This window comes from Tistrella mobilis, from assembly GCF_041468085.1.
GTDB classification, from domain to species: domain Bacteria; phylum Pseudomonadota; class Alphaproteobacteria; order Tistrellales; family Tistrellaceae; genus Tistrella; species Tistrella mobilis_A.
On the sequence record NZ_CP121017.1, the window covers coordinates 2,721,063 to 2,747,385 of the forward strand.

The 26,323-nt window shown below is 67.7% G+C and carries 21 protein-coding genes; 12 read left to right on the plus strand and 9 right to left on the minus strand.

Annotation, left to right across the window (positions count from 1 at the left end; genetic code table 11):
• Positions 1-96: 96 nt before the first annotated feature.
• Positions 97-2,742: an ABC transporter transmembrane domain-containing protein gene (locus tag P7L68_RS18120; protein WP_372006873.1), complete on the minus strand. Its 2,646-nt coding sequence runs from the start codon at positions 2,740-2,742 to the stop codon at positions 97-99.
• 388 nt (positions 2,743-3,130) lie between these two features.
• On the opposite strand from P7L68_RS18120, the gene P7L68_RS18125 reads away from it, so the two are divergent.
• Positions 3,131-5,269: an autotransporter outer membrane beta-barrel domain-containing protein gene (locus P7L68_RS18125; protein WP_372000462.1), complete on the plus strand. Its 2,139-nt coding sequence runs from the start codon at positions 3,131-3,133 to the stop codon at positions 5,267-5,269.
• A gap of 43 nt (positions 5,270-5,312) precedes the next feature.
• On the opposite strand, the gene P7L68_RS18130 is transcribed toward P7L68_RS18125, so the two are convergent.
• The 6 genes from P7L68_RS18130 to P7L68_RS18155 form a co-directional block, all read right to left on the minus strand.
• Complete coding sequence (locus P7L68_RS18130; protein ID WP_372000464.1) at positions 5,313-6,353, minus strand: hypothetical protein; 1,041 nt, start codon at positions 6,351-6,353, stop codon at positions 5,313-5,315.
• Positions 6,354-6,373: 20 nt separating this feature from the next.
• Positions 6,374-7,087 (minus strand): glucosaminidase domain-containing protein, encoded by a 714-nt coding sequence (locus tag P7L68_RS18135; protein WP_372000465.1) that lies wholly within the window; start codon positions 7,085-7,087, stop codon positions 6,374-6,376.
• A 285-nt stretch (positions 7,088-7,372) separates the two neighbouring features.
• Complete coding sequence (locus P7L68_RS18140; protein WP_372000468.1) at positions 7,373-7,732, minus strand: hypothetical protein; 360 nt, start codon at positions 7,730-7,732, stop codon at positions 7,373-7,375.
• 178 nt (positions 7,733-7,910) lie between these two features.
• Complete coding sequence (locus tag P7L68_RS18145) at positions 7,911-9,413, minus strand: sensor histidine kinase (RefSeq protein ID WP_372000470.1); 1,503 nt, start codon at positions 9,411-9,413, stop codon at positions 7,911-7,913.
• 14 nt (positions 9,414-9,427) lie between these two features.
• The gene (locus tag P7L68_RS18150; RefSeq protein WP_372000472.1) at positions 9,428-10,276 is read right to left on the minus strand and encodes a response regulator transcription factor; all 849 of its coding nucleotides are present in this window, start codon (positions 10,274-10,276) and stop codon (positions 9,428-9,430) included.
• On the minus strand, positions 10,260-10,700 hold the full coding sequence (locus tag P7L68_RS18155) for a hypothetical protein (protein ID WP_372000473.1): 441 nt from the start codon (positions 10,698-10,700) through the stop codon (positions 10,260-10,262). Before P7L68_RS18155 ends, P7L68_RS18150 begins: the two co-directional genes overlap by 17 nt.
• A 609-nt stretch (positions 10,701-11,309) precedes the next feature.
• Between P7L68_RS18155 and P7L68_RS18160 the strand changes: the two genes are divergently transcribed.
• On the plus strand, positions 11,310-11,798 hold the full coding sequence (locus P7L68_RS18160) for a hypothetical protein (RefSeq protein WP_372000474.1): 489 nt from the start codon (positions 11,310-11,312) through the stop codon (positions 11,796-11,798).
• Between the two features lie 283 nt (positions 11,799-12,081).
• Positions 12,082-12,348, plus strand: coding sequence for a hypothetical protein (locus P7L68_RS18165; protein WP_372000476.1), 267 nt, complete (start codon positions 12,082-12,084; stop codon positions 12,346-12,348).
• Here the strand turns inward: P7L68_RS18165 and pdeM are convergent.
• Both pdeM and P7L68_RS18175 read right to left on the minus strand, forming a co-directional pair.
• The gene (gene pdeM / locus P7L68_RS18170) at positions 12,323-13,132 is read right to left on the minus strand and encodes a ligase-associated DNA damage response endonuclease PdeM (protein WP_372006874.1); all 810 of its coding nucleotides are present in this window, start codon (positions 13,130-13,132) and stop codon (positions 12,323-12,325) included. The genes P7L68_RS18165 and pdeM overlap by 26 nt on opposite strands.
• A 12-nt stretch (positions 13,133-13,144) precedes the next feature.
• Entirely contained in the window at positions 13,145-15,619 is a 2,475-nt protein-coding gene (locus P7L68_RS18175; protein WP_372000478.1) for a ligase-associated DNA damage response DEXH box helicase, read from the minus strand.
• Between the two features lie 157 nt (positions 15,620-15,776).
• Between P7L68_RS18175 and P7L68_RS18180 the strand changes: the two genes are divergently transcribed.
• The 9 genes from P7L68_RS18180 (at position 15,777) to P7L68_RS18220 (ending at position 26,284) form a co-directional block, all read left to right on the plus strand.
• Positions 15,777-16,865, plus strand: a complete 1,089-nt coding sequence (locus P7L68_RS18180; protein ID WP_372000480.1) for a ligase-associated DNA damage response exonuclease — start codon at positions 15,777-15,779, stop codon at positions 16,863-16,865.
• Between the two features lie 4 nt (positions 16,866-16,869).
• Complete coding sequence (locus P7L68_RS18185) at positions 16,870-18,486, plus strand: cisplatin damage response ATP-dependent DNA ligase (RefSeq protein WP_372000482.1); 1,617 nt, start codon at positions 16,870-16,872, stop codon at positions 18,484-18,486.
• Between the two features lie 230 nt (positions 18,487-18,716).
• Positions 18,717-19,745 carry a hypothetical protein gene (locus P7L68_RS18190; protein WP_372000483.1) on the plus strand — a complete coding sequence of 343 codons (1,029 nt, stop codon included), beginning with the start codon at positions 18,717-18,719 and terminating at the stop codon, positions 19,743-19,745.
• Complete coding sequence (locus P7L68_RS18195; protein WP_372000484.1) at positions 19,742-22,015, plus strand: patatin-like protein; 2,274 nt, start codon at positions 19,742-19,744, stop codon at positions 22,013-22,015. Before P7L68_RS18190 ends, P7L68_RS18195 begins: the two co-directional genes overlap by 4 nt.
• 68 nt (positions 22,016-22,083) lie before the next feature.
• Positions 22,084-22,587 carry a DUF3429 domain-containing protein gene (locus tag P7L68_RS18200; RefSeq protein WP_372000485.1) on the plus strand — a complete coding sequence of 168 codons (504 nt, stop codon included), beginning with the start codon at positions 22,084-22,086 and terminating at the stop codon, positions 22,585-22,587.
• Positions 22,584-24,035, plus strand: a complete 1,452-nt coding sequence (locus tag P7L68_RS18205; RefSeq protein ID WP_372000487.1) for an MFS transporter — start codon at positions 22,584-22,586, stop codon at positions 24,033-24,035. The genes P7L68_RS18200 and P7L68_RS18205 overlap by 4 nt, the downstream gene beginning before the upstream one ends.
• A 20-nt stretch (positions 24,036-24,055) precedes the next feature.
• Positions 24,056-24,598: a DUF3833 domain-containing protein gene (locus tag P7L68_RS18210; protein ID WP_372000488.1), complete on the plus strand. Its 543-nt coding sequence runs from the start codon at positions 24,056-24,058 to the stop codon at positions 24,596-24,598.
• A 122-nt stretch (positions 24,599-24,720) separates the two neighbouring features.
• Complete coding sequence (locus P7L68_RS18215; RefSeq protein WP_372000489.1) at positions 24,721-25,746, plus strand: magnesium transporter CorA family protein; 1,026 nt, start codon at positions 24,721-24,723, stop codon at positions 25,744-25,746.
• Between the two features lie 112 nt (positions 25,747-25,858).
• On the plus strand, positions 25,859-26,284 hold the full coding sequence (locus tag P7L68_RS18220; RefSeq protein ID WP_372000491.1) for a DUF2946 family protein: 426 nt from the start codon (positions 25,859-25,861) through the stop codon (positions 26,282-26,284).
• Positions 26,285-26,323: the final 39 nt, after the last annotated feature.

Sequence of the window (26,323 nt, forward strand, 5' to 3'; positions counted from 1 at the left end):
CATCGCCGGCACCGATTCCCTTCGCATGCGTCTTCCCTCTGCATGCGTCCTGCTTTCGCATTCGTCCCGAAGAACGCATTCCCCGGCTGCGTGCCGTCAGCCTTCCGACGTCAGGCGGCGGAAGGCACTGCCTTCCTGGTCGATCTCGTCGGGACTGCCGGTCTGTGCGACCCGGCCGCCCTGCATGACGACCACATGGTCGAAACTCCGTGCCAGCGCCGGCCGTTGCAGCGCCCAGACGATACAATGCCCGGCCATCGCCTCGCGCAGCCGTTCCACCAGATCCATCTGCTCCAGCGTGTCGACGGCGGAGGTTGCTTCCGACAGGACCAGCAGATCCGGCCGCTTGAGCAGCGCCCGCGCGATCGCCGCCTTCTGGCGCTGCGCATTGGACAGCCTGGAGCCGCCGGATCCCACCTGGAAAGCGAGCCCCGCTGCCATCACCACATCGCGCAGCTCCGCTTCGTCGATGACCTGGGCGAGTTTCTGCCCCACCTTGCCGCGGGCCTGGGCCTGACCGTGGACGATGCGTCCGAACAGGATGTTGTCCTGGATGGAACTGCGGGCATGATAGCGCGTCCGGTCGAAGAACTCGATTCGTGCCTTCAGATCACCGGGCCCGTGTTCCATCAGGCGTTTGCGTGCGATCAGGATCCGCTCCCGCACCCGGTCGTCGAGCACGTCGAGCCGGTGGCGGGCCGGGATCAGCTGCAGGGCCAGACCGACCAGACGGCGGCGCTCCTGGGCGTCGAGGGCGCCCACACCTTCGCGTTCGATCCGGTTCAGCAGTGTCTGATAGCCCGGCAGATCCTCGGACGAAATGAAGCTGTACTGCTCGAAGAATTCATGATCGGGCGGCAGATCGGCGAAGAGTTCGATCATCGTTGCGGCAATGCGCCGGCCGGCCTCGACCAGATCGGCATCGAGCGCGCCGTCGGTCAGCACTTCTTCGACGAAGGGATGCTCGACCAGCGTCTCAAGTTCCTCGCCATCGCCGCGCGGCGCACCGAAGAGCAGGTTCTCGGCGACACTGGCGTTGTCGTTCCAGCGCTCCACCTCGAAGGGTTCCACAAGCCTGCCCAGCCCCTCTGAGCCGAGTGCCCGGTGGAACTTCTCGCGGCCTTCCAGCACGCGGGCCGCGCGTTCAGGCTCGGCATCCGGGTCGATGCGGCCGCGCAGGCCCAAGGCGAAGACATCATCGTCCAGCCGCACGATCTTCAGGGCTTCGATCATCCGGCGTTCGGCCGCCTCGATCCCCTGGCCGCCCACCGCCTGGTAATCGATCCAGTCGGCATGGATATCCCACTCGCAATTACCCGAGCGGCGGGCCTCGTTCAGGTCGCGCTCCCACTGCCGCTTCGCCTCTGCATCAAGCTCACGGGCGATGACCGGGCGATGTTTCAGGCTGTAGAGCAGATTGTCTGCAAGTGTGGCGTTGAAGAACACGGTCGAGGCGCCGACGAAAGCGATCCGGCGGCCCACCACCGCATCGGGCAAACCCGCCAGATCCTGGCCGCCGATGGTAATCCGGCCCGATTGCGGATCCGCCAGCCGGGCAAGGATCAGCGCCAGCTCATGCTTACCGCTGCCGGCGCCACCGACCACGGCGGTATGTGCGTCGAGCGGCAGGTGCAGGCTGACCCCTTCCAGCAGCTGTATTTCGCCCTCATCCGCCAGATTGACACCCGAGAGCACGATCTCCCCCGTGAAGGGTTCGATCTTCGGCGGATCCGACAGCAGGCGCTCCGGATCGATCATGCCGGCGGGCTCGAACTGCGCCACGACCTGCTCATACTTGATCCGCGCGTCTTCCTTCATCTGGTAATAGGCGAGCAACTCCTTCCAGGGCGAATACAGCTCCTTATAGGCGCTGATCACCGCCACCAGGGCACCGACCGACAGCTCGCCCTTGATGACCAGATAGCCACCGATCGTAAAGAAAAAGAACGGCCCGAGCTGAGAAATGAAATTGTTCAGGAATTTGATGAAGAATTTTCGGATATAGATCTCGTAGCGGACCCAGAATACGGCATTCATGCGATCCGCAAAATCCGCCAACTCATATGCCGCCGTATCGTTTGATCGGATTTCCTGGATACCGGTGATCGTTTCGCCGATCCGATCAGAGACCTTGCGCATCAGCCGCACGCGAGTCTTGCCGAGGTTATTGACCTTCCGTTGCAGCTTCGGGATCAGATAGATCTGGATCGGATAGAGCGAGATCGCCGCCAGGCCCATCAACGGGTCCTGGACGAACAGGAAGACCAGAATGGTCAGCAGGGTGCCGCCCTGATAGGCGGGTGTCGCGATCGCCTCAGCGATATAGCCGCCAAGCGGCTCCACCTCGCTGGTGATCATCGGGATGGTCTCGCCGGCGCTGGTCCGGCGGAAATGCGGCAGCGGAAAGCGCAGGACCCGCATGAACAGATCATAGCGCAGCCGGCGGAGCATACGCTCGCCCAGCAGGCCCTTGTAGACGTTGATGACGTATTTGAAGGCCTGATTGACGATGACCAGCAGCAGGAAAATTCCGCACAGGGCGAAAAGATATTCAAGCTGGTCGAATTCGAACCCGAAATAGGTCTTCGGGAAATCGCTGCCCTGGATCGCCTTGTTCAGGATGACCTTGGGCAGATCCAGGAAGATATAGAGAAAGGGGAAGGATGCGACGGTGAGGATCAGAAGGATGATCTGCTGGCGCAGGCTATGGCGAACGATATAGCGGAACAGCGAATGTTCCATCGACACGCACCCCTTCTTGTTCTTCTTGCCCGCCCCCACGAAGGCCGGGATCGCCCCATCCCGACAGCCGCCCGTCCGGCCGTCGATCAGCCTAAGCGCAGCGCCCCTCGGCCGCAAGCCCGACGGGCCGCGGATGGCGGGAAGCGGCCTGCCGGATCGCGGACAGGACGGCCGGAACACCGGGATGTGCCACCCCCTGTTCAGGTCCCTCCGTTCAGGTCCCCCCGTCCGGGCCCCCATGTTCAGGCGCCCCCCGTTCGGATGGTTGTAGGGGGGCCGGCCGCAATGCCATCGTCGCGTCAACGATGGATTAACCATCGCCCATAAAGACGGCCCGTCATCGCCGGGCCGGTGCATCAGGACGCAACACGATCAGGGGCTAGAGGCCATGCAGATTTCTCTCCGGTTCCGGGGCACGGCCTCGGTCGCCGCGCTGGCGGTTGCGCTTTCGTCCACCGTGGCCTCCACCAGCGCCGTCGCCCAGGCGATCATCGACAACGGCACGGTACAGCTCGGCATCAACCCTGAAGGCAATCTGGTCGTTCCGCGTTCTGCCCCCGTGCCTATCGGCCTGACCTATCTTCCCGAGAAGAACACCGGCGGCAGCTTCGGCGAAGCACTGGGTCCCGGCTGCGCCTGCGAAGGCTGGGGTATCGCCGATTTCGGCACCACCCTGTTCGGCAAGGCGGGCGAAAGCTTCGGCACCGTCAACATCGACGCGACCAGCATCGATCTCACCATCAGCGGCACCGGCACGCATGCGACCTCCGCCGGCAGCGCCGCCCGATCGGTGGTGAATGTGGTGGAGCCGGGCGCCGATGGCCGCGTGCTGCAGGTAACCCACGACTTCAAGCCGATCGACGGCGTGAAGAACCTGTATCAGGTCGACGTTACGGTGAAGAACGTCTCGGCGACGGCAACCGGCGAGGTCGCGAAGCTGATCTATCGCCGTGCGATGGACTGGGATATTCCGCCCACCCAGTTCTCCGAGGTGGTCACCATTCAGGGCTGGCCGGCATCGAAGCTGATCGCCGTCAGCAATAACGGCTTTGCCGACGGCAACCCCAACACGCCGCAAGGTGCGATTGCGACTGCCGGCACGACGGTCGACGGTAATTTCACCAATGGCGGGCCGTCGGATCACGGCGCCGTGTTCGACTTCGATTTCGGCAAGCTGCCGGTCGGGGAAGAAGTCACCTTCACCATCTATTACGGGGCGGCCGGCGACGAGGCCCAGGCGCTTGCCGCCCTTAAGGCGGTCGGCGCCGAGATCTACTCGCTCGGCAAGCCCTCCGACGGCCCCCGAAGCGATGCCGAGGCCGGCACGCCCAATACCTTTATCTTCGCATTCGCGGGCGTCGGCGGCACGCCGATCGGCGGCGGCGGCGGTGGCGGCGGCGGGTTGACCATCCCCTATGCCAATGCCTTCCGGCAGATGGCCTTCGCCATGGCGCGCGAACATATGCGCCTGGTCTCGCAGCGTCTGACCGGCCTTTCGCATGGCGGTGAAGGCACCGAAGTGTTCTGGGGCGGGCGTTCGGGCATGATCACCGCCCTCGCCGCCCCGCTCGCCCAGCTGGTCTCGGCTGAAGAGGATGGCGGCATCCAACTGGCCCAGCTGGCCCAGAATGCCGCCGCAGCGCCCGCCGGCAACACGGCCCAGGCGCGCGACATGGGCGGTGTCGAAGGTCTGCGCGCCTATGTCGCCGCCTCATACTCCGTGGGTGAGATCGATGGCACCCGGGCCAGCGGCGTGACGGTGGACTATGACGCCATCAACCTCGTCGGCGGTGTCGACTACGAGGTGCTGCGCGACGAAAGCGGCTTCGACAGCCTGCTCTTCGGCGCCGGCTTCGGTTACGGCGATTACGGCGGCGATATCGACAACACCCGGACCCGGATCGATACCCGCGGCTATACCGCCATGCTCTACGGCTCGGCGACCTTCGCGAAATCGGCCTATGCCGATCTGACCCTCGCCCATAGCTGGCTGGACTACGACTATCGCCGCGACACCGGCACCGGCGACGTCACCGCCACGCCGGATGGCCGGGAATGGGGCGGCACGCTGCGGGTCGGCTATGACTTCCGGCCCCGCATCAGCCGCTTTTCCCCCACCCGCTGGGTGTTCGGGCCTTTCGTTCAGGGCCAGTATCTGAAGGCCGATATCGACGGCTTCACCGAACAGGGCACGGGCGGCGTTTCGTTCGAAGACCAGACCGCAAAATCGGTGACGTCACAGCTCGGCATGCATGCCTCTGTGATGCGGTCGATGGATTGGGGCGCACTGATCTTCTCGGGCCGCATGGCCTGGGAGCATGAATACGAAGACGGCGCCGATGCCGTCACCCTGTCGAGCGGCACCGCCCCGATCGACAAGGTGGACCCGGACTATGCTCGGCTGGAATTCGGCGTCACCGCGCTGATCGGCAACGATGTCGCGCTGACCGCCGACTATGCAACGCTCGCCGGCGACAAGTACCGGACCGAACATACCGGTCGGCTGCGTCTGCGCATCGGCTTCTGAGATCGCGGCATTGCGGGGCGTGGGGGCGTCGCGACGGCGGGCCTCAGCGGCGGCCAGGCAGGCGCAGCCCGGCCCCGCCGCGCTCGCGCATCACATCCTCGCGGAAGGCATGCAGTTCGGCCGGGCGGCCACCGGTCTCGTTGGTCATCCGGCCGGTCGGCTCCACCAGCCCCGCCTGCAGCACCAGCCGGCGGAAATTCTGCTTGTGCAGGCCACGGCCGGCCAGGGCTTCCACCGCCGTCTGCAAGCCGGTCAGAGTGAAAGCGGGCGGCATCAGCTCGAAAACCAGCGGCCTGTAGGCAAGCTTGCCGCGGATGCGCCCGATCGCGGTGGCCAGGATACGGCGATGGTCGAAGGCCATGGCCCGCCCCATCGCCGGGCCCCCACCGTCACTGCCGCCACCCGGCGCTGCGGCAACCCCGAAGCTGCGATCGCGCACCGCCTCGGCAACCAGGCCCGCTTCATAGAGCAGTTCATAGCGCTCCAGCACCATCTCGTCATGCCAGTCGACCGCCTCGGCAGCCCCATCGCCAGGGCCGAAGGCAAGGTCGACCCGCGCCCGGCGCCGTATGCGTTCGGCGGATGCCGCCGCAGCCACCCAGGCCTCCAGCTTCGGACGGATGAAATCCCGCACCACGGGCGGCACGCCGGCCCTGCGGTCTTCCCAGGGAAACAGGTCGTACCAGGATCGCCAGCCCGCCTCGATACCGGCCGGCGGCACCGCCTCGCGGACCAGGGCCAGATAACCGATCGAGACGATCCGCGGCCCTCCCTGCCATTCCCGCGGGTCGCGGCCGCGATCGGCAAAGGTGTACAGCTGTTCCACATAGCCCAACGGCAGCCGGGTCTGCGCCGTCACCCAGGCGCGAAGCCCGATCTCCAGCGTCCGGTGTGCCTCGGGCCGGAACGGGCCGGCCGGCAGGGCGTCACCTTCGTCGCCATGCACCACCAGGATGCGCGGATCGCCGTCGGTGACTGCAACGATGGCGGCGGCAAGCCCGACGACCACACCGCCCTCGCCCGGCCCCCGCACGGTGGACTGGACGTGATGCTCAACCGGCGGAGGAAGGTCGGAACCCGTCATGGGGCGATGCCTCGCGCAGGTCAGCCGTGCGGAACCCAGGGGGCCAGCAGATCCATGCGGTCGTAATCGGCGAAGCCGTTCTGCCGGATGACCACCGTGACCCGTTCGATGTAGTCACCGCCCAGTTCAGAATACCGGGTCAGGTGGCGCAGCAGCAGACCGCCATCCAGCTGTTCGTTCATGCGGCGCATCATCTGACGCTCGGCCCGGAACTCGGCATAGGCCGGATGGCTGTTCAGGGTGCGGACATAATCGATGACCGATTCGACGATCGTCTCGTAGGGCTTGACCACGAAAAGCGCGTCGTCCCAGGTCATCACGCCGAACAGCGCATTGCCTTCCCGCGCCGATCGGGATGTGCCCCAGCCGGATTCAAGGGCCGCCTGCCCCAGCGCCAGAGAGGTCGGAATGGCGTCGACGCGGGTGAGCAGATCCTCAAGATCCGTCGCTTTGCCGCGATAGAAGCGCGCGATCTGGGCAAGCCAGGCCTGATCGCGCGGGCTTGGGGCAATCCCCATGCGCATGTCGCGAAGAATGCCCTGAAGCCGGGCCCGTTCACCCAGCACGGCATTGTTGACCGCCACGATGGCCGGCAGCACCGTGCCGAGAAAGCGCGATTTGCGTTCGTCGCCCATAGCGGCGTCGATATCGCCCGGCAGCCGGATCGGCGGAAGCGCGCTCCGCTGGGACCGGGCAGTCGCAAGCGGTGCCACGACAGGCCGGGGCGTGCTCAACACAGCAACATCCAGGCCACCCTCATCCGCCGCCCAAGGCATGGTGACCAGGGGCGTGCGGGGCGGCAGGTGGCGGATCAGCTCGGAAGCGACGGCACTCCGGCCCCCGGCCAGCCCCATCGGCACAGCCACGCAAAGCGCGCAGGCCAGCAGGCGAACACGGCACCGGATCGCGATCGGACGGCTGTATCTGTATCGCATCATGCTCAGATGGATAGCCGAGGCGCCCGACCGGGTCCAGAGGAAAGCATGGTGGTCTGTTTAACCTCCCCTGGCCAGGGGGGATCAGCTCACGGGCCCCCAGGGACCTGCCCCCACCCGGCATGCCGTGACATAAGCCGTGTCGGTCTTCGTCCCCTCCAGCACGCTGGCGCGCAGGTCGCGGCAGAAGCGCAGCCCCCTTGTACCGCGCTCCCGGCCCGGCGTGACCAGCATCAGTGTGCCGTCGGTCAGGGTCCATTTTGCCGTCTGCGCCGGCGCCGCCTCGTTCAGAACCACGGTCAGGCAGCGCCGATCCTGCTCGGAGAGATGACTGTCCAGGTTATCTCCGAAAATGCCCGTCGCGGCGGGTTCCACCACGGCTGAGGCTGCGCACATGCCGGTGTGGGCGTTGTCGGCCCGGGCCGGACGGGCATTCAGCGCCATCGGCAGCATCATAGAGATGACGAGAGAAAGGGTAATCGACCATCGGGGGGAACGGTGCATCACTCATGCCAGTCTCAGGTGTCGCGCCCCCCTGAATAAGGGGGTGTCATCAAGCTGCAGCATGACAGCCCGAAGGTCGAGCGAAAACGCCCCTGACCGATCACCTGAAGAGCACAGATCACCGGGCCAACGGCAGCTCCACAGCCATCCGGAGACCGCCTTCCTTACGGTTCTCTGCCCGGATCAACCCGCCGGCGGCCTCGATATTGCGCCGGACGATCCACAATCCGATACCGAAATTCCCTGCACCCGGCATGCGCTGGCTGTCGTCGCGTATCGAGACATAGCGTTCGAAGATCCGCTCCAGATCCCCCGGCGGCACGCCCGGGCCCTGATCATCGACCAGCACCCGCACCCGGCCGTCGGCGACGGTCGCCGTCACCGTGACCTCGGTGCCGGGCCTGGTGAAACTCAGGGCATTGTCGAGCAGGTTCTGCATGACCGTCTCGATCATGTCGGCCCCCACCCTGACCGGGATGTTGCGGTCGATCCGGCCGACGACGCGGCGATCGCCGGTGGTGCGGGCGTTCTCCTGATATTCGTCGACGATGTCTTCCAGCAGGGCGGAGAGATTGAGCGGCGTACGCGGCGGGTTGAGCAGGTCGGCCACGGTCTCCTCGATCCGGCGCGCGGCATTGACCAGCACGTCGAGCCGTTGTACCGAACGTTCGATCAGATCGAGCGAACGGCGGCCGCGCAGATCATCCGCCGGGATCGAGCGCTTCAGCGGCTCGATGCTCTGGGAGATGACGGCGATCGGGGTCTTGAAGGCGTGGGCGTTCTCTTCGGCCGTGCGGCGCATGGTTTCCGCCGTGCCGCGCAGGTCGCGGACCATGTCATCGAAAGACCGCGCCACATCGTTCAGCTCCGGCACCCGGTTCATTTCCGAGAAGGAACGCTGCGTGCCCGGATCCTTGCGGATGCGACGGGCAACGCCGGCGAAACCGCGGATGTTGCGCCAGACGCTCGTGAACAGCCAGAGCACGACCAGGGCCAGGGTCAGATAGACCGCGCCGGCGAAGCGCACCTCCGGCATCTGCCAATAGGGCCGGGCCAGGCTCTGCCCCACGATCCCATCCGTCGCATGGGCGGTGATCACCACCCAGCAGCCCATGGGGGCATCGATCGGGGTCAGCGAAGTCAGCACCTCCACCTGCCCCTTGGGATTGGTGTATTCCACCGCCAGCGGCCGGCCGCCGCCGCAGGTATCGGCCAGCCGGTCCAGCACTCCGGTCTCGATCAGCTCGGCGCGTTCTTCCTGTAGGTAATCCACCGGCACCGCGGGCACCGAGGCGATGTAGAAGAACGAATTGCGATTCGCCTCGTTCGACGGGCGCAGCATCAGCTTGATCGAGACGTCGGGCTGCGCCATGCGCTCGATCGTCTGGCGCACCCTGGGAACGGCCGCCGCATCGAATTCAGACAGCAGAGGGACCAGCGCCTGGGCAACCAGATTGCCCTGGCGCTGGACACTGTCGAGAAGCAGGGTCCGCTGCTGACGATCCGCCTCTTCGAACTGATCGTAGAGGATCATCGGGACGCTGAAGAACACGACCAGAAGAATGCCGAGCTTGACGGCGAAACTGTCGACCGTTCGTCTCAGCGCACGCAGCAGCGTCATCCTGCCGCCGCCTCTCAGTCTTCCGTCGCGGTCGCGTCGTTCGACCGCGGCTGTTCGGCGTCGAGCCAGCGGTATCCGAAGCCCGGATAATTCTCGATCTGGCCGAAATCAGGGTCCAGATCACGGAATTTCTGTCGGATGCGCTTAATGAAGGTGCGGACGTTGGACCGATAACCTTCCGACCCGTCGCCGGCCATGAACCCGGCGCCATGGACCAGGTCGTAAAGGTCGCGATAGCGGACGTCGAGCCCGGCGCGTTCCACCATATGCAGCACCATGCGGAATTCCGTCACGGTGAGCGGAACCTCCTGGCCCCGCCAATAGGCCCGGTGGGTCTCGACCCTGAGTTCGATCTCGCCATTGCGGAGCACGTCGGATGCGGCACCGGCATCGGCCTGAGTGCCGGCCGTCTCACCGGTCTGGCCCTGGGCTGCGGCTTCGGCCCGGCGCTTCTGCCCGCCCAGGATCAGTTCGATGCGCCGGCGCAGGATCGAAAAGCTGCGCGACTTCTCGACGAAGTCCACCGCACCGCTGGTCAGGGCCGCTTCCTCGTAGATCTGATCCGAGAGCACGGTCAGGAAGATCACAGGGATTTCGCAGCCATCGGCACGCAGGCGGCGCAGCACCTCGATGCCGTTCATCTCGGGCATCTTCCAGTCGAGCAGGATCAGCCCCGGCGCCTCGCCTTCGGCGAGGTAGGACAGGAAGCCGGGACCGCTTGGAAAATCGGCGACGGCGAAGCCCGCATCGACGAGATTCTGGGCAATCGACTCCCGGAAGAGGTCGTCATCGTCAACGATCGCGACATGCAGATGATCCGCGCGGGTGGTTCCCGCCATGCCGTGTTCAGCTTCGTCCGCCATTCCGGTTCCTTGCTCTGATGTCGGCGAGACAGGCCTTGCGCGCCTTCTCGGTATCCTCGGCCCCACGGACCGCGAGCGTCACCACCCGCAATTCCTGTGACGTGATGTCCAGATAGAAAAACAGATCGGCTGCACAAGATCCGGTGCGGTATTGCCAGACGGTCGCAGGCGGTTCTTCGGCCACCGACACCGGTCCGCCCAGCAGGGCACGCACGCGCTCGGGCGGCAGGCCCCGCAAATCGTCCGGTCCGACATCGGGCACAACCGGGGTCAAAAGGGCCTGCTGGCTTTCGCCGGCAGTCTCCCGGCTGCCGGAGACGGGCTGTGCCTGGGCCGCCGGCGTGCTGTCCGGCTTCGGAGGCGGCGGGGCCGGCTTTTCCTGCGGGGTCAACAGGACGCCGTTATACATGCCGGCAGCTGCCATCAGCCGCGGATCGTGCGCGGGACCCGGCTGCGCCGTCATAGCCGTTGACGCGATCGGCGCGGATCTTGGCGCCGCGCATGCGGACAACGTAAGAGCGGCCGCAAACACTGCCGCGACTGCTGCGCGGCGCCGTGCCCGGCGCTCGACGGAGGATGCCGTCACCTCAGCCTCTCGATCCAGGAACCTGGTCTCGCCCGACCGGCTCCAATTTTCTGGTTCTCTTATTTATCGTCCTGGTCGTCGGTCGAACGCTGACATTGCAACTTGCAGCGTCGACGCGGGTTGTATTCTAGCCGAAGTGCCCGAGGATGGAACAGTCAAGGTTGCGGGCTACCGCGCATTTGCTTTGCAGCGCATGCAATGCAATCGGGGCATCCGTCCCAAAATGCGCCATGCTCATATATTGAAACGCCGCGTCCGAATACTCGGCGTCACGATACAACATGTCACGGCAGCGGTCCGTGACGTAAATCAGCGACCGTTTGCCACAAGTTTGCCGCGTGCGGCGCCACACGGGATTTCACATAGTGTCGGTCAAGCCGCGACCGCACCCAAGGTCGTCGCGGTCGGAACCGGACCCGCATCCGGTTTCCGCTCAGGAGACTTCACATGGCGACTCTTCGCTACACAGTGTTGCCGGCCGTGTCAGCCGCCGCTCTTCTCGCCTTCGTTGCCACGCCGTCCTGGCAGAGCGCGACCACGGGGGCATCGTCGACTTTGATTCGCCCGGCGGCCGCCGCCGCACTGGAAGCGCCGCGCAAGGCGGATATCGTGACCGATGACTCGATGGCGCAACATGATCCCGCCCTGATGCGCCTGGTCGGGGAACTTCGTGCCCGCCACGAGCTGGACCGGCCGGATCCGGCGGGAGCTGCGGCAGGCCCGGCCATGACGTCGACCGCGGGCGACGCGCCCCCGGCCACCGCGACCACGCCTGTCCGTGAGGCGACGGTTCCGCAGGCCGCAGCCCCGCAGGGGCCGGCAACGCCGCGGCCGGCGACAGCCGCAGCTGAGCCGGGGCTGGGGGAACGACTTCTCTCCGCCATTGGCGACCTCTTCGATGGTGAGGGTGAGGACCAGCCCCGAACCGCCAACTGACCGAATTGGTTCCCAGGGGATCGCCAATTTTCGCGACCGCCGGGAACAGCCAGAACATCCGTCCGGGGTGAAGCCCGTTCCGGTGGCGGGGGCCATGCCGGAAGCGCGGACGGATGCGGCCCCCGCACTCCACGGACCAAGCCAGTGCTGACCGATCCAAAACTTTCGGGTGGAAGCCGTATCACCGTCACCGGTGCTGCGGTTTCCACCCGGGCTTTTCCGGATCGCCCGGCCACCGGAGCCGTCCTGGAGTCCACCCCATCTGGTACGGAACCGCTGCCCCATGGCCCTGCCGCCCGCCACGATCCATCAGGTGCTGCCAGGACGCCGGGCCGCCCGGCTGCGTCTCGTGCCGGCACCCGTGCAGGGCGGCGGACCATCGCGGGCGCTGGTCTCGATCAGCTGGAGCACGGTGCGCGGACGCTGGACGCTCTCGGCCGGTATCGCCCTGCGCAACGGCCCGGGGGCGGCCGCCCATCGCGCCCGCCCCTTTCCGGCACCGCTGATCTGGGCCTTCCTGCGGGTCAGGCTTCGTCCGCGCCGATGGTGATGCCCGATACGGCGCCCTGCGCCGCCCGGCCCGATGACGGCCGGTGCCCGCCCACCCGCGGCTGATCCGGATCGAGCCGCGCCGACGGCAGGCGATGCACCGTGCTCTCGCCCAGCGCCCAGACATCGAACCCGCCGGCAAAAAGCCGCGCGACGGCCGGGTCCAGCGCATTCAGCCCACCGGTATAGGCCCCGAAGGCCGGCAGGACCAGCCGGTTGCGGCCGCAGGGTGCCCGCCCGCCGGCGAAGCAGCGCCGCGACAGCCGCCGGCCGCGCACGCGCAGAACCGCCTTCGGATGGAAATGGCCGCTGATCTCCAGCCGCTCCCCCGGTGCGGCGGTTGTCGCGGCTTCATGGCGCAGCGCCACCCCCGCCTCCAGCAACTCGTCGACCACCATGCCGCCCAGGCCCGCCGCCGCGCCATGGTCGTGATTGCCGGTGATCCAGACCCAGTCATGCGCCGCCACCAGCCGCTCCAGCCGTCGCCGATCCTCCGGGTCCAGCCGTGCCGGACCGCCCTGATCGTGAAAGCTGTCGCCCAGGCAGAGGATCCGCCGGACCCTGTGGGCCGCCGCCACCTCTTCCAGCCGGATCAGGGTCTCCAGGCTGTCATAGGGCGGCAGCAGCTGGCCCTTGCGGGCATAGGCCGATCCCTTCTCGAAATGCAGATCCGCCACCAGCAACGTCCCCCGCCGTGGCCAGATCAGCGCACCCGACGGATCGGCCAGAAAGGATTCGCCGCCAAACCCGATCGGCAGGGCGGTGCGGTGGGGGGCTGAAAGCATCGTCACGGGCGGTCATCCATGGGTGGCGTCTTTGATCAGGGCGGCGGCTTCGCCCAGCAGGTCGTCATCGGCCTGGCCGGGCACGCTTTCGCGCCCCACCTCCAGCAGCAACGGCACCGCCAGCGGCGAAACCTTGGGCAGGGCCCGATGCAGGATGCGCCCCTGCACCGCCACCAGCATATCGTTCAGCCGGCCGAGATCCGTCAGCCCGCCGGCCGCATCCGCCCAGGTGGCCTTCAGCAGCACATGATCGGGCTGATGGCGGCGCAGCACGTCATAGATCAGGTCGGAACTGAACGTCACCTGCCGGCCGGTCTTCTCGCGCCCCGGATGGCGCTGCTCGATCAGGCCCGAGATCACCGCGACATTGCGGAAGGTGCGCCGCAGCATGCTCGACTCCGCCATCCAGGCTTCCAGATCTTCGCCCATCATGTCCTGGCCGAACAGCGCCTCGATTTGCTCCGGCTCGTCCAGGCTCCAGATCGCGATGGCATAATCATTGGCAACGAAGCCCATCGGCCGGAAGCCCATCCGCTCCATCCGCCGGGTCAGCAGCATGCCCAGCGTCTGATGCGCGTTGCGCCCGGCAAAGCCATAGGCGATCAGGAACCAGCGGCCGGCGCGGGGAAAGGTCTCGACCAGCAGCCCGTCAGGGCCGGGCAGCTCGGACCTCAGATCCTGCATCGCCAGCCATTCGGCAACCGCCGGCGGCAGCACCTCGCGATGGGCCGGATCAGACAGCATCGCCCGCACCCGTCGGGCGAGAGAGGCCGAGATCGGGAAGCGGCCGCCGCCATAGGACGGGATCTTCGGGTCGCCGCCCCGGCCGCGACTGACCAGAACGTCGGTCTCCCGCAGCGCCTCGTAGACCAGCAGTTCGCCGGCAAAGACGAAGCTGTCGCCCGGCACCAGCCCCTGGACGAACCATTCCTCGATCCGCCCCAGCATCCGTCCGCCCATGCCGCGACCACCGGATCTGGTCAGCCGCACGTTCAGCATCGGCATCTCGACGATGGTGCCGACATTCATCCGGTACTGCCGGGCCGCCACCGGCCCCGCCACCCGCCAGCGCCCGGCCTCGTCCTGCTCGATTCGCCGGAAGCGGTCATAGGCCCTGAGCGCATAGCCGCCGGTGGCGACGAAATCGACCACCGCATCGAAGGTCGGGCGGTCGAGCGAAGCATAGGACGCGCTACCGGTCACCTCGGCATACAGCGCATCGGCATCGAAAGGGGCCATGCAGGCCGTGCCCAGGACATGCTGCGCCAGCACGTCGAGCGCGCCCGGCCGTGGCGGCTCGCCATCCAGCTCGCCCTCGGCCACGGCTTCCAGGGCGGCGCGACACTCCAGCACCTCGAACCGGTTGGCCGGCACCAGGATCGCCTTCGATGCCAGATCCAGCCGGTGATTGGCCCGGCCGATGCGCTGCACCAGCCGCGACACGCCCTTGGGCGCACCGATCTGCATCACCAGATCCACCGCCGCCCAGTCGATGCCGAGGTCGAGCGAGGATGTGGCGACCACCGCCCGCAGCCGCCCCTCGGCCATCGCCGTCTCGACCTTGCGCCGCTGCTCCGCCGCCAGGCTGCCATGATGCAGCGCGATCGCAAGCCCGTCCTCGTTCAGATGCCAGAGTTCCTGAAAGACCAGCTCGGCCTGGGCACGGGTGTTCACGAAGACCAGCGTGGTGCCGTGGTCGCGGATCGCCTGATAGACCCCGGCCATGGCGTGGCGGGCCAGATGCCCGGCCCAGGGCACCCGCTCGCCTTCGGGGATCAGCAGCGATACCTCCGCCTGCGCCGCTTCACGCCCGCGCACGATCACCGCCCGGGGGTCGACCCAGCACCGGACCGCCGCTTCATCCGCCACCGTCGCCGACAACCCCACCACACGCAGCCCCGGCGACAGCGACTTCAGCCGGGCGAGCCCCAGCGCCAGCAGATCGCCGCGCTTGGTGCCGGCAATGGCATGAACCTCGTCGACGATCACCGTCGCCAGCCGGCCAAAGATCCTGGGCGCATCGGCATAGGACAGCATCAGCGCCAGCGATTCGGGCGTCGTCAGCAGCAGTTCGGGCGGGGTGCGGCGCTGGCGTTCGCGGGTTCGCTGATCGGTATCGCCGGTGCGCACGCCCACCTGCAGCCCCAGGCCCATTTCGGCGATCGGTTGTTCCAGATTGCGGGCGATGTCGGCCGCCAGCGCCTTCAGCGGCGAGACGTAGATGGTATCCAGCCGGCCGGCCACCTCCCCCGCCGCCGCCCGGACAAGCGCGGGCAGAAAGCCGCCCAGCGTCTTGCCCGCCCCCGTGGGTGCGATCAACAGCACCGGCAACCCCGCTTCCGCGGCCGCCAGCATGCGCAGCTGATGGGGATGCGGGGTCCAGCCGCGCGCGCCGAACCAGCCCGCCACCGGCGCAGGCAGCGGCGCGGGCGGGGGCAGGTCGGCATCCGGCACCAGTACCGGCAGACGGGGTTCATGCACGCTCATGGCCGGATAGTATGGTGCAGGCCACCCAGAAGGCGAGCCCGGCATGATGTCGCCGGGGTGGACTTGGGCCCCCGGCCACCCAATCTTGGCAGGAGCACAAACCGGGTACGCCACTCCTCTCCCGCCAACCACGCCTCTCCCCCAGCCGGGATCCCCCATGCCGGACGATATCCGCCTGCCGCCCGCCGATCCGGCCCCGCCCGCCCCGCGCGGGGCGGGTATCGACTGGCTGGTCCCCTGTCCGGAGGGTCTCTACTGCCCGCCGGGCGATTTCTGGATCGATCCCACCCGTGCGAAGCCGCGCGCGATCGTCACCCACGGCCATGCCGATCATGCCCGCCCGGGCCATGCTGCGGTGCTGGCAACGCCCGAAACGCTGGCGATCATGGCGGCACGCTTCGGCCCGGATCAGGTCCGGGGCCAGCCGGTCCGCTATGGTGAGCGGCTGACGGTGGGCGATGTCTCGGTCATGCTGGCACCCGCCGGCCATGTGCTGGGATCGGCCCAGATCGTCATCACCCATCGGGGCCGGACCGCCGTCGTCTCGGGCGACTACAAGCGCCGGGCGGATCCCACCTGCCCGGCTTTCGAGCCCGTGCCCTGCCATCTGTTCGTAACCGAGGCGACCTTTGCCCTGCCGGTCTTCCGCCACCCGCCGGCGGACGGTGAAATCGCGAAACTGCTCCATGGGCTGGAAGTCTTCCCCGACCGGGCGCATCTGGTGGGCGTCTACGCCCTCGGCAAATGCCAGCGGGTGATCCGGATGATCCGCGATGCCGGCTATGACCGGCCGATCTACATCCACGGCGCGCTGGCGCCGCTGTCGACCCTCTATGAAAGCCTCGGCGTTCCGCTTGGCCCGCTGCTGCCGGTGGCGGGGCGCGCGCGCGCCGATCTGGCCGGGGAACTGGTTCTGGCACCGCCCGGCGCCGTGGCCGATCGCTGGGCCCGGCGGCTGCCCGATCCGCTGGTCGCGGTCGCCTCGGGCTGGATGGGGGTACGCCAGCGGGCGAAGCAGCGCGGTGCGGAACTGCCACTGGTGATCTCGGATCATGCCGACTGGAACGAATTGCTGCAGACGCTGACCGATCTCCGCCCCGAAGAGACCTGGATCACCCATGGCCGCGAGGATGCCCTGGCCCATGCGGCGGCCGGAATGGGGCTCCATGCCCGGCCGCTGCGCCTCGCGGGTTATGGCGACGAGGACGACGACGCCCCGACCGGCGCCGGCGGAACGGAGGGTTGAGCCGATGCGCCGCTTCGCCGACCTGCTCGACCGCCTGATCCTGACGCCCTCGCGCACCACCAAGCTGCGCCTGATCGGCGACTATTTTGCCCACACCCCCGACCCCGATCGTGGCTGGGCCCTGGCGGCACTGGCCGGGACACTCGACCTGCGCGCCGCCCGCCCCTCGGCCATCCGCGAGCTGATCGGCAGTCGCACCGATCCGGTGCTGTTCGCGCTGTCCTATGACTATGTCGGCGATCTGGCCGAAACCGCGGCACTGATGTGGCCCGAACCCGCGGCCACGGCCCCCGGCCGCAACGATCCGGGTGTGCGGCTGTCGGACGTCGCCGAAACCCTCGCCGCCGCCCCCTCGGCCGCGACGGCCATGCGGTCGCTTGCCGGCTGGCTCGACGGGCTCGACACCACCGGGCGCTGGGCGCTGCTCAAACTCGCCACCGGCGGGCTGCGAGTGGGGGTTTCCGCCGGTCTCGCCAAAGCGGCCTTCGCCGCCTGGGCGAAGCTCGATTCCGAAGCGGTGGAAGAGGTCTGGCACGGGCTGGAACCTCCCTACGAGGCGCTCTTCGCCTGGGCCACTGGCACCGGCCCCCGGCCCGACCCGCGCGGCCTGCCGCATTTCCGCCCCTTCATGCTGGCCACGCCTGCCGAGCTGGCAGATCTGGCGCCGCTCGACCCATCCGATTTCAGCGCCGAATGGAAATGGGACGGCATCCGCGCCCAGATGGTGGCGGCCGGCGGCGAGATCCGGCTCTATGCCCGATCGGGCGACGAGATCGGCCGCGGCTTTCCCGACCTGCTCGACGCCTGGCCCTTCGGCGAAGCGGCGGTCGATGGCGAACTGGTGGTGATGGGGCCGGACGGCCAGCCCGCACCCTTTGCCGAGCTTCAGAAGCGCATCAACCGCCGCACCGTCGGCGCAACGATGCTGAAATCCCTGCCCGCCCATCTCAGGCTCTACGACCTGCTCGCCAAAGGTGGCGTGGACCTGCGCCCGCATCCCTTCACCGAACGGCGCGCCGCCCTCGAAGCCCTGGTCGCCGCCCATCCCTCACCCCGTTTCGATCTCTCGCCCCTGGTCGCCTTCTCAAGCTGGGCGGAGCTGGACCGGCTGCGCGCCGACCCGCCCGCCGCCACCATCGAAGGCGTCATGCTGAAGCGCCGCGACACCCCCTATCTCGCCGGCCGCCCCAGGGGGCCGTGGTTCAAGTGGAAGCGCGCGCCCCTGACCCTGGACGTCGTGCTGATGTATGCGCAGCGCGGCCATGGCCGGCGCTCGTCCTATTTCAGCGACTACACGTTCGGCGTCTGGCGCGACGATGAAACACTGGTGCCGGTCGGCAAGGCCTATTCCGGCTTCACCGATCAGGAGCTGGTCGCGCTGGACCGCTGGATCCGGCGCAACACCACCGAGCGCTTCGGCCCGGTCCGCGCCGTCGCCCCCGGCCTGGTGCTGGAGGTGGCCTTCGATTCCGTCCAGCGCAGCCCGCGGCACAAATCCGGCCTGGCCCTGCGTTTCCCCCGCATCGCCCGGATCCGCTGGGACAAGCCAGCAGCCGAAGCCGATCGGCTGGAAACCGCGGCAGGCCTGGTGGCCGGGTCGCCTGCGGCCGCCATCACCTGATGCGTGCGGATGTCGTTGTACATTCTATCAAAATTTATCTACCATCGAGCGAAATTCTGAGGCCGCCCCGCCGGTCGCCGCCACTGCATCCCTGACAGATTACATCGATATCCCAGACAGATCCGCCCTTTCGACCGGGGAAGCAACCTCTGTCGGCATGGTGTTCTTCGGCCCCCGTTAAAGAGAGTGACCATCCGTTTATAAGCGACCATCAATAGGATGTGTTCGTCATGAAGAACGATGCGTTACGCTGCCTTCGGCTGGCCGTTGCCGGGATGGTAACGGTCAACCCCCTCCTCTCCGGCTGCGGGGATTACTGGACCTCGACGGTCAGCCGCACCACGGAGATTGCGCCCGGCAGCAGTATGGTCACCACTGCCGATCTGCGCGTGATCAACCGCAGCATGCGTCTCGACGACTATGGCATCAGCCATGTCGTGACCTGTTCCGAGCCGAGCCCCGATGTCGCAAAGATCCTGAGCGCCGGCGCCACCGGCTCGCTCTCCGCCTCGGCAGAAGCCGCAGGAAAGGATGTCGCCAATGCCGATCTGGCACTCATGGCGTCGCTCGCCCGCGCCGAAGCCCTGGCCCAGCTGGGGCAGCGCCTGGCCACGATCCAGCTGCTGCGCGACGGACTGTTCCGGGCGTGCGAAGCCTATGCCAACAATGCGATTTCGGCCACGACCTACGGCATGATCGTGGCGCGCTATGACGACATCATGATCACCATGCTGCTCGCCGAATTCGCCGCCACCGCCGGGCGGCCGTCACCGGTTCAGACGCTGACGTCGGTCACGACCCTCAACATCCCGAACACGACGACGGGCGATGACACGCCGGGCGAAAACGGAGGTCAGACTGCCGCCGCACCGGCGGGATCGGGCAGCAGCATGACGGCCCGAACGGAAACGCTCCCGCGGGCCGAGGGCGGCAATGCGCCCCAGATCGGCGCCGGCATGGGCGTGCCGGAAGCGATGGTCGCCATGCAGCGGGCCTATCTGGACGACCCGAACATCGACGCCCTGCTGACCGCGTGTCTGGCCGAACTGGCCGCTACGCCGGGCATAGCCAGGCCGGGCGACCTCGCCGCAGCCTGTCGCGATTTCGCCGGCAGCAACGAGTTCCGGGGCATGCTCTCGCAGGTCGGCCAGGACCGGATCCTGCGCATGCTGATCTATGGCGATCCGACCGCCGCCGAACTGGTCGCGCGGATCGCTGCCGCCCGCAACCTGCGCAACGGCCAGGGAGGCAGACCATGACCGATCCCATCTCCGTCCCCTGCCGGGAACTCCGGCTCGGCATCGTGCTCTATGGCGGGGTGTCGCTCGCGATCTACATGGCCGGCATCACCGAAGAGCTGCACGCCCTGCTCCGCGCCTCGCGGGATCGGGCGAGCGACGGCACCCCGCCCGCTGACGCCCCCGACCCGGCACCCACCAGCGCCATCTATCGCGACCTGCTGGACGAGCTGGCGAAGAAGACGGTCGACCTCCGCGTCGTCGTCGACACCATCGCCGGCTCTTCCGCCGGCGGCCTCAACGGCGCGGTGCTGGCACGGGCGATTGCGACCGGCGGCGGCGTGCGTCACATGAACGGCTTCTGGATCGACAAGGCCGATATCACAAATCTCAAGGACGATCCTGAAGAGCGTGCCGGTTGGCTGTATCGCATGCTTGGCCGGGTGCTCCTGAACCGCTTCGCGAGCAATCTGCCACCTCAGATCTCGCAAGGCTGGCTGATCGATCAGGTGGCGGCTTTCGCCAAGGGCGGCGACGGCACCAGAACACCGCTCGACGGCCGCAAATTCATCCGGCTGATCGGTGAAGCCCTTAACGGCATCGGCCGGAGCCCGGCCCATCTCCTGCCCGACGGGCAGCGGCTGGACCTCTTTCTCACCCGCAGTGATCTGCATGGCTGGCCGCGCTTCCTGCCGATCGATGGCCGGCTGCATTGGGGCCGTCAACAGGAACGGCGCTTCCCGCATGCGATGCGGTTCGAGACCCGCGGCGGCCTGACCGGTGATTTCGACGACATCTTCGCGCTGACCTATGCCTGCCGGTCGACCGCCGGCTTCCCGATCGCTTTCGCCCCGCTGCGGAGCAGCGATGTCGCCGAAGAACTGTCCGCTCATGAGGGGCTCGCAGACTTCCACAGCCGCCATCTGGGCGAACATCTCCTTGCCGGCGACAATCGCATGACAGGCGATGACTGGGGCAGCCGCGCCCAGATGGCCGATGGCGGGCTGCATGACAACAAGCCCTTCGGCCCGGTCATCGACGCGATCGGCGACAAGCCCGCCCGCCGCCAGGTGATCCGCCTGATCGCCTATGTCGAACCGACACCCGAGCGGGAGGTGCCGATCCCCGACGAAGTCCGCTTCGCCGGCGGCGCGCTGATCGGCCGGCTCTATCATCATTTCCGCTATGAGCCGATCCTGGACGATCTGGAGGCGGTGGTGGAGCGCAACCGGGTGGCACAGGAGCTCAAGCTGCTTGAGGACGAAACCCTTCTGGCAGCGCAGGACTTCCGGTCCGCCTTTCCCCACGCCCCGGCCCACAGCTTCGCACCGGCATCGGTCGCCCCGTACGAGCGGGCCTGCCGCCGGTCGGCAGCCGCCATGCTCGCCGATCTGATCAACGGCACGCTGAGCCTGCCCCGTCCATCCAGGCAAGCCCATCTGATCCGACGGATTGCCCGGCTGTATGTCGAGGCGGATCCCCAGGCCGCGGCAGCCGCAGCGGCCTTCCCCCGCCAGGATCGCCGCCGACGTTTCCTGGTCCGGCGGGCGAACCAGCTCTATGCGTCGGCAGCCGATCGCGGGGCGGTCGATGCCTTCAAATCGGCTCTCACCGACCTCGCGGAGATCCGTCCGGAGCTCGACCGCGCCAGCACCTGCATCTCCTTCGATCCCACATCCATGGATGACATGCTGGCCGATCCTCCCACGGGGCCGGGCCATGCAGCCTTCGCGGCTTTGACGAAGGCAGTTACACCGACCCTGCGTTGCGCCCTGGCGGCCGTCACCATCGCCGCAAATCGCCTGACCGTTGCACTCGATGCGGCCGTGGCCCAGGTCACGGCCGGCCCCGTGGCGACGGCACTTCGGGGCGCCGACGGCCTGTTCGATCTCGTCGATCTCATCATCGCGCCCGAAATGATCCGCCACCGGATCGAAGAGCCGCAGGAAGCAAGAATCGTCCGGATCTCGCCCGTCGACTGCCGCTCGACCCACCGGGTGATCGACCGGGCCATGGGTGATGATTTCGGCGCCTTCGCCGGCTTTCTCTCACGCGATGCCCGGGTGCACGACATCCTGCTCGGCCGGCTGAACGGCGCCGAGCGGTTGCTCGACATGATCCTCGATACAACCGGGCTCGACCGGGATTGTGCGGGTCTGTTGAAGACACACTACCGGACCAGGCTGTTCAACGCGATCACCGACGATCTGATCAGGATCGTGGACGAGACGGGCGGCCTCGGCGAACGCACGACACGGCTGCTGCAACGGCTCGAATTGCTCGCCCGCTGATCACGGCCGACCGATCCGAAATGCCCCGATCCCCGTATCACTCCTGAAATGGTCAGGGAGACGGGATCATGGGCGGCAGCAATGTCATCGGCAAGGAGCATGGGGCACGGACCGGCCGCATGCCGCAGGGGCCGGCGCGTCTGGCGACGGCTTTGGGCATTGCCGGGCTGATCCCCTTCGCCGCCGGTGCCGCCCTCGCCCTGCTGTCGGATGACGCTGCGGCTGCGCGTGCCGCCCTTCTCGCCTATGGCGCGGTCATCCTCTCCTTCCTCGGCGCCGTGCATTGGGGGCTGGCGCTGGCATCGGGCCAGACGGAGACGGGGCGGGCCATGCTCCGTTTTGCAACCTCGGTGCTGCCCTCCCTGCTCGGCTGGGCGGCCCTGCTGCTGCCGCAGGTCCCGGGCTTCGCCCTCGCCACCGCCGCCTTCGCCCTGCTGCTTGCCGGCGAAACCCTGGGCCCCCTGCGCGCCGGCCTGCCCGGATGGTATCTCCGGCTGCGGATCGGCCTCACGCTGGGTGCCCTGGTCGCGCTCGCGATCGGCGCGCCGATCGGCGGCGGGGGGCCCGCGTGACCCCGGCCGCCGGCACCGCCACGCTGCCCGGCTGGCGCCTTGCGCTGTTCGGCCTGCCCGGGTTGCCACTCGCGGCGCTCACCCTGCCGCTCTACATCTACCTGCCGACCTATTATGCCGACACGCTCGGCCTGGGCCTGGGCGTGGTGGGGGGCGTGCTGCTCGCCGCCCGCATCTGGGACATGGTGACCGACCCTGTGGTCGGCGTGTTCGCCGATGCCATCCGCCTGCCCGGTGGCCGGCGGCGGGGCTGGATGGTCGCCGGCCTGCCCTTCACCATCGCCGGCATCTGGATGCTGATGTCCCCGCCCGAGGGGGCGGGGGCGGTGCATCTGCTGGTCTGGTCGATCGTGCTGCATCTGGGCGGCACCATGATGGTGCTGTCCCAGCAGGCCTGGGCGGCGGAGCTGTCCGACGGCTATGACGAGCGTAGCCGGATCGTCACGGTGCGTGAGGTCTTCGTGATCCTGGGCACGCTGGCGGCGATCGCCCTGCCGGTCGTGACCGGTGGCGGCGGCACCGCCGTCACCGCGGCAGGTCTCGCCACGCTGGGTGCGGCCATCGCCCTGCTGCTGCCGGTCACCACCGCAGCAGCCGTGATCGCGGTACCGGAACCGGATCGCCTGAACACGTCCGGGGGCAGCCGCCTGGCCGGGCTGCGCGCCCTCGCCGCCAACCGCCCCTTCCGGCGGCTGATCGGTGCCTATATCGCCAACGGCTTTGCCAACGGCCTGCCGGCGACCCTGTTCCTGCTCTATGTCTCGCACGTCATCGGCCGGCCGGATCTGGCCGGGCCGCTGCTCTTCGTCTATTTCGCCGCCGGCATCCTGGCAGCGCCGCTCTGGCTCCGGCTTGCCGCCCGCACCAGCAAGCACCGGGCCTGGACGATCGCGATGGCCATCGCCACGGTCGCCTTCCTGCCGGCGGCCTTCCTCGGCACCGGCGATGTCGTGCCGTTCCTGATCATCTGCATCGCCACCGGTGCCACGCTCGGCGCCGATCTGGCGCTGCCCAATGCCATGCAGGCCGATGTGATCGACATCGACCGGGTGGAAACCGGTCAGGAACGGGCCGGGCTGTTCTTCGCTCTCTGGGGCTTCGCCACCAAGGCGGCGCTGGCGCTGGGCATCGGCGTCGCCTTTCCGCTGATCGAGGCGGCCGGCTTCAATCCTGCCGCCGCCGATGGTGGCGGGGTAGCGGCACTCACCGTGCTGGCGCTGGTCTATGGCGCCCTGCCGGTGCCCTTCAAGATCGCGGCGATCCTGCTGGTCCGCCGCTTCCCCCTGACCCGGGAGATCCAGTCCGGCCTGGCCCGGGAGATCGCCCGACGCCGTAACCCGGCGGCAGCCACCCCACCCGGCTGCGGTCCACCTTCTTCGCGGGAACCGTCATGTCCCCTCTCCGTCGCCTCGCCGCGGGCATCGCACTCGCGCTCCTCAGTCTCCTGACGATCACCGGATGCAGCACCATGAAAGTCGAAGATTTCGCCGGCGCCGGGCCGAGCTTCCGCCTGGAGGATTACTTTGCCGGCAAAACCAGGGCCTGGGGCATGTTCGAGGATCGCTTCGGCAATCTGCGTCGCCAGTTCGTCGTCGACATCGACGGCGACTGGGACGGTGAAACCCTTACCCTGGACGAGCATTTCCGCTATGCCGACGGCGAGCTGGACCGCCGGGTGTGGACCATCCGCGCCGATGGCCCCAACGGCTATGTCGGCCGGGCCGACGACGTGCTGGGCGAGGCCCGTGGCGCTGCCTTCGGCAATGCGCTCAACTGGACCTATCGCATGAATCTGAAGGTCGGCGGCCGCGAGATCGAGGTCCGTTTCGACGACTGGATGTTCCTGCAGGAGGACGGTGTGCTGCTGAATCGCGCCACGGTGACGAAGTTCGGCATCGAACTCGGCACGGCCACCATCTTCTTCCAGAAGGAGCGGCCGCGCATCGACCCGGCCCTCGGCATGCAGGACGATCGCCGCCCGGCGATGGCGATGCCGATGCCGGGCGAATGACGGCCGCGCTCCACGCCACCGACACGGAGTTTTCATTTGCCTGAAACGAACGGCGCGCCTAAACCGGGCACAGCCGGCGGCGACAGGCCCCGGCTGCGCCCGAGCACGGCGAGGCCCTGCGCATGATCAATCTCTATGTCACCGAACCGGGTGTGCTCCGCCGCGCACCCGCCGGCAGCCCGATCGACGAGACGGTGGTCTGGGTCGACATGGTCGATCCGTCGATGGAGGAACTCCATCGCGTCGACCATGCCCTCGGCGTCGACATCCCCACCAAGGAAGAGATGCGCGAGATCGAGGCGTCGAGCCGGCTCTATGAAGAGGACGGCGCGCTCTACATGACCGCGACGGTGCTGAGTTCCGTCGAAACCGGCAGCCCGGTCGCAAGCGCCATCACCTTCGTGCTGACCCATGGCCGGCTGATCACCGTCCGCCACACCGACCCCTTGCCCTTCCGCGCCTTCGCGACCCATGTCGACCGGCATCCCAATGCCGTGACCGGGGCGGAAGGCGTGCTCTTCGGCCTGCTGGAAGCGATCGTCGACCGGCTGGCCGACGTCCTGGAACTGGTGGGGGCCGAGATCGACCAGGTGTCGCAGACGGTTTTCGAAGCCGGTCAGCGCACCCGCGGCATCACCCCCGGCAATGGGGGCAAGGCCGGCAAGAAGGGCAAGAGCAGTCAGCGGCCGCCGGCGCCGGATTACGAGGCCCTGATCGCCGCCATCGGCCGGATGGGTGACCTCACCTCCAAGATCCGCGAAAGCCTGGTCTCGATCGGCCGCCTGGCGGGTTTTGCCGGCCGCAATCTGCGCGGCCGGGCCAGCAAGACCGGGCTGGCTGCAATGAAGACCATCACCCGCGACGTGGTCTCGCTGTCGGATCATGCAAGCTATCTGGCCAACAAGCTCTCCTTCATGCTGGATGCGACGCTCGGCCTGATTCAGATCGAGCAGAACGGCATCATCAAGATCTTCTCGGTCGTGGCCGTGGTCTTCCTGCCGCCGACGCTGATCGCCAGCATCTACGGCATGAATTTCGAGGTCATGCCCGAACTTTCCTGGCATCTGGGATATCCGCTCGCCCTGCTGATGATGGTCGGCTCCGCCGTTCTGCCTTACTGGCTGTTCAAGCGCCGCGGCTGGCTCTGAACGGGTTCTGCCGCCCTGCGACCGGTGGTCGCGTTGCGCAGTGTCGATCATCAGACAATGATATGTTGTTAAACCAGCAGGACAGGCCGTGACCACGGGGCGGAAGCAAAGGATGGGCGGCAGCAGAGGCCGTGCGGCGACGCGCGGCCTGTCGGCCGTTCGTGGCCGTCGCCTGCCGGCCGCCCTGGCCATGCTGGTGGTGCTGCTCGCCCAGATCCTGGGCGGTGCAGCGCTCAACGTTGCCGCGGCACAGGCTGCGGAAACCGGCCAGCTGGTCATCTGCACGCCGACCGGTCTGGTGCAGATCGCCGTCGATCAAGACGGCCGCCCGATCGATGGCGATGATCATCTGCGCATCGATCACGGCCTGCCCTGCGGCGGGCTGTGCCTTGCGCCCGCGCTGATCGCGGCGCCCCCCGCCCTGCCCGAGCCGGCGGCGGACGTGCTGGCCCGGCTGCAGCCGGTCGCACGCGGCCTGCCGCTGCCGCGGGACCGCCTCGCACCCCGCCCACCGGCACGCGCCCCACCCCTGGTCTGAGACCGCCTCCGTTCATTCCGAACCGGTATCAGATCCAGG

Bases quoted from the DNA above. Each gene is read 5' to 3' on its own strand.
- P7L68_RS18120 (WP_372006873.1), bottom strand. From the start codon at position 2,742: ATGGAACATTCGCTGTTCCGCTATATCGTTCGCCATAGCCTGCGCCAG.
- P7L68_RS18125 (WP_372000462.1), top strand. From the start codon at position 3,131: ATGCAGATTTCTCTCCGGTTCCGGGGCACGGCCTCGGTCGCCGCGCTG.
- P7L68_RS18130 (WP_372000464.1), bottom strand. From the start codon at position 6,353: ATGACGGGTTCCGACCTTCCTCCGCCGGTTGAGCATCACGTCCAGTCC.
- P7L68_RS18140 (WP_372000468.1), bottom strand. From the start codon at position 7,732: ATGGCGCTGAATGCCCGTCCGGCCCGGGCCGACAACGCCCACACCGGC.
- P7L68_RS18145 (WP_372000470.1), bottom strand. From the start codon at position 9,413: ATGACGCTGCTGCGTGCGCTGAGACGAACGGTCGACAGTTTCGCCGTC.
- P7L68_RS18150 (WP_372000472.1), bottom strand. From the start codon at position 10,276: ATGGCGGACGAAGCTGAACACGGCATGGCGGGAACCACCCGCGCGGAT.
- P7L68_RS18155 (WP_372000473.1), bottom strand. From the start codon at position 10,700: ATGGCAGCTGCCGGCATGTATAACGGCGTCCTGTTGACCCCGCAGGAA.
- P7L68_RS18160 (WP_372000474.1), top strand. From the start codon at position 11,310: ATGGCGACTCTTCGCTACACAGTGTTGCCGGCCGTGTCAGCCGCCGCT.
- P7L68_RS18165 (WP_372000476.1), top strand. From the start codon at position 12,082: ATGGCCCTGCCGCCCGCCACGATCCATCAGGTGCTGCCAGGACGCCGG.
- pdeM (WP_372006874.1), bottom strand. From the start codon at position 13,132: ATGCTTTCAGCCCCCCACCGCACCGCCCTGCCGATCGGGTTTGGCGGC.
- P7L68_RS18175 (WP_372000478.1), bottom strand. From the start codon at position 15,619: ATGAGCGTGCATGAACCCCGTCTGCCGGTACTGGTGCCGGATGCCGAC.
- P7L68_RS18180 (WP_372000480.1), top strand. From the start codon at position 15,777: ATGCCGGACGATATCCGCCTGCCGCCCGCCGATCCGGCCCCGCCCGCC.
- P7L68_RS18185 (WP_372000482.1), top strand. From the start codon at position 16,870: ATGCGCCGCTTCGCCGACCTGCTCGACCGCCTGATCCTGACGCCCTCG.
- P7L68_RS18190 (WP_372000483.1), top strand. From the start codon at position 18,717: ATGAAGAACGATGCGTTACGCTGCCTTCGGCTGGCCGTTGCCGGGATG.
- P7L68_RS18195 (WP_372000484.1), top strand. From the start codon at position 19,742: ATGACCGATCCCATCTCCGTCCCCTGCCGGGAACTCCGGCTCGGCATC.
- P7L68_RS18200 (WP_372000485.1), top strand. From the start codon at position 22,084: ATGGGCGGCAGCAATGTCATCGGCAAGGAGCATGGGGCACGGACCGGC.
- P7L68_RS18210 (WP_372000488.1), top strand. From the start codon at position 24,056: ATGAAAGTCGAAGATTTCGCCGGCGCCGGGCCGAGCTTCCGCCTGGAG.
- P7L68_RS18215 (WP_372000489.1), top strand. From the start codon at position 24,721: ATGATCAATCTCTATGTCACCGAACCGGGTGTGCTCCGCCGCGCACCC.
- P7L68_RS18220 (WP_372000491.1), top strand. From the start codon at position 25,859: ATGGGCGGCAGCAGAGGCCGTGCGGCGACGCGCGGCCTGTCGGCCGTT.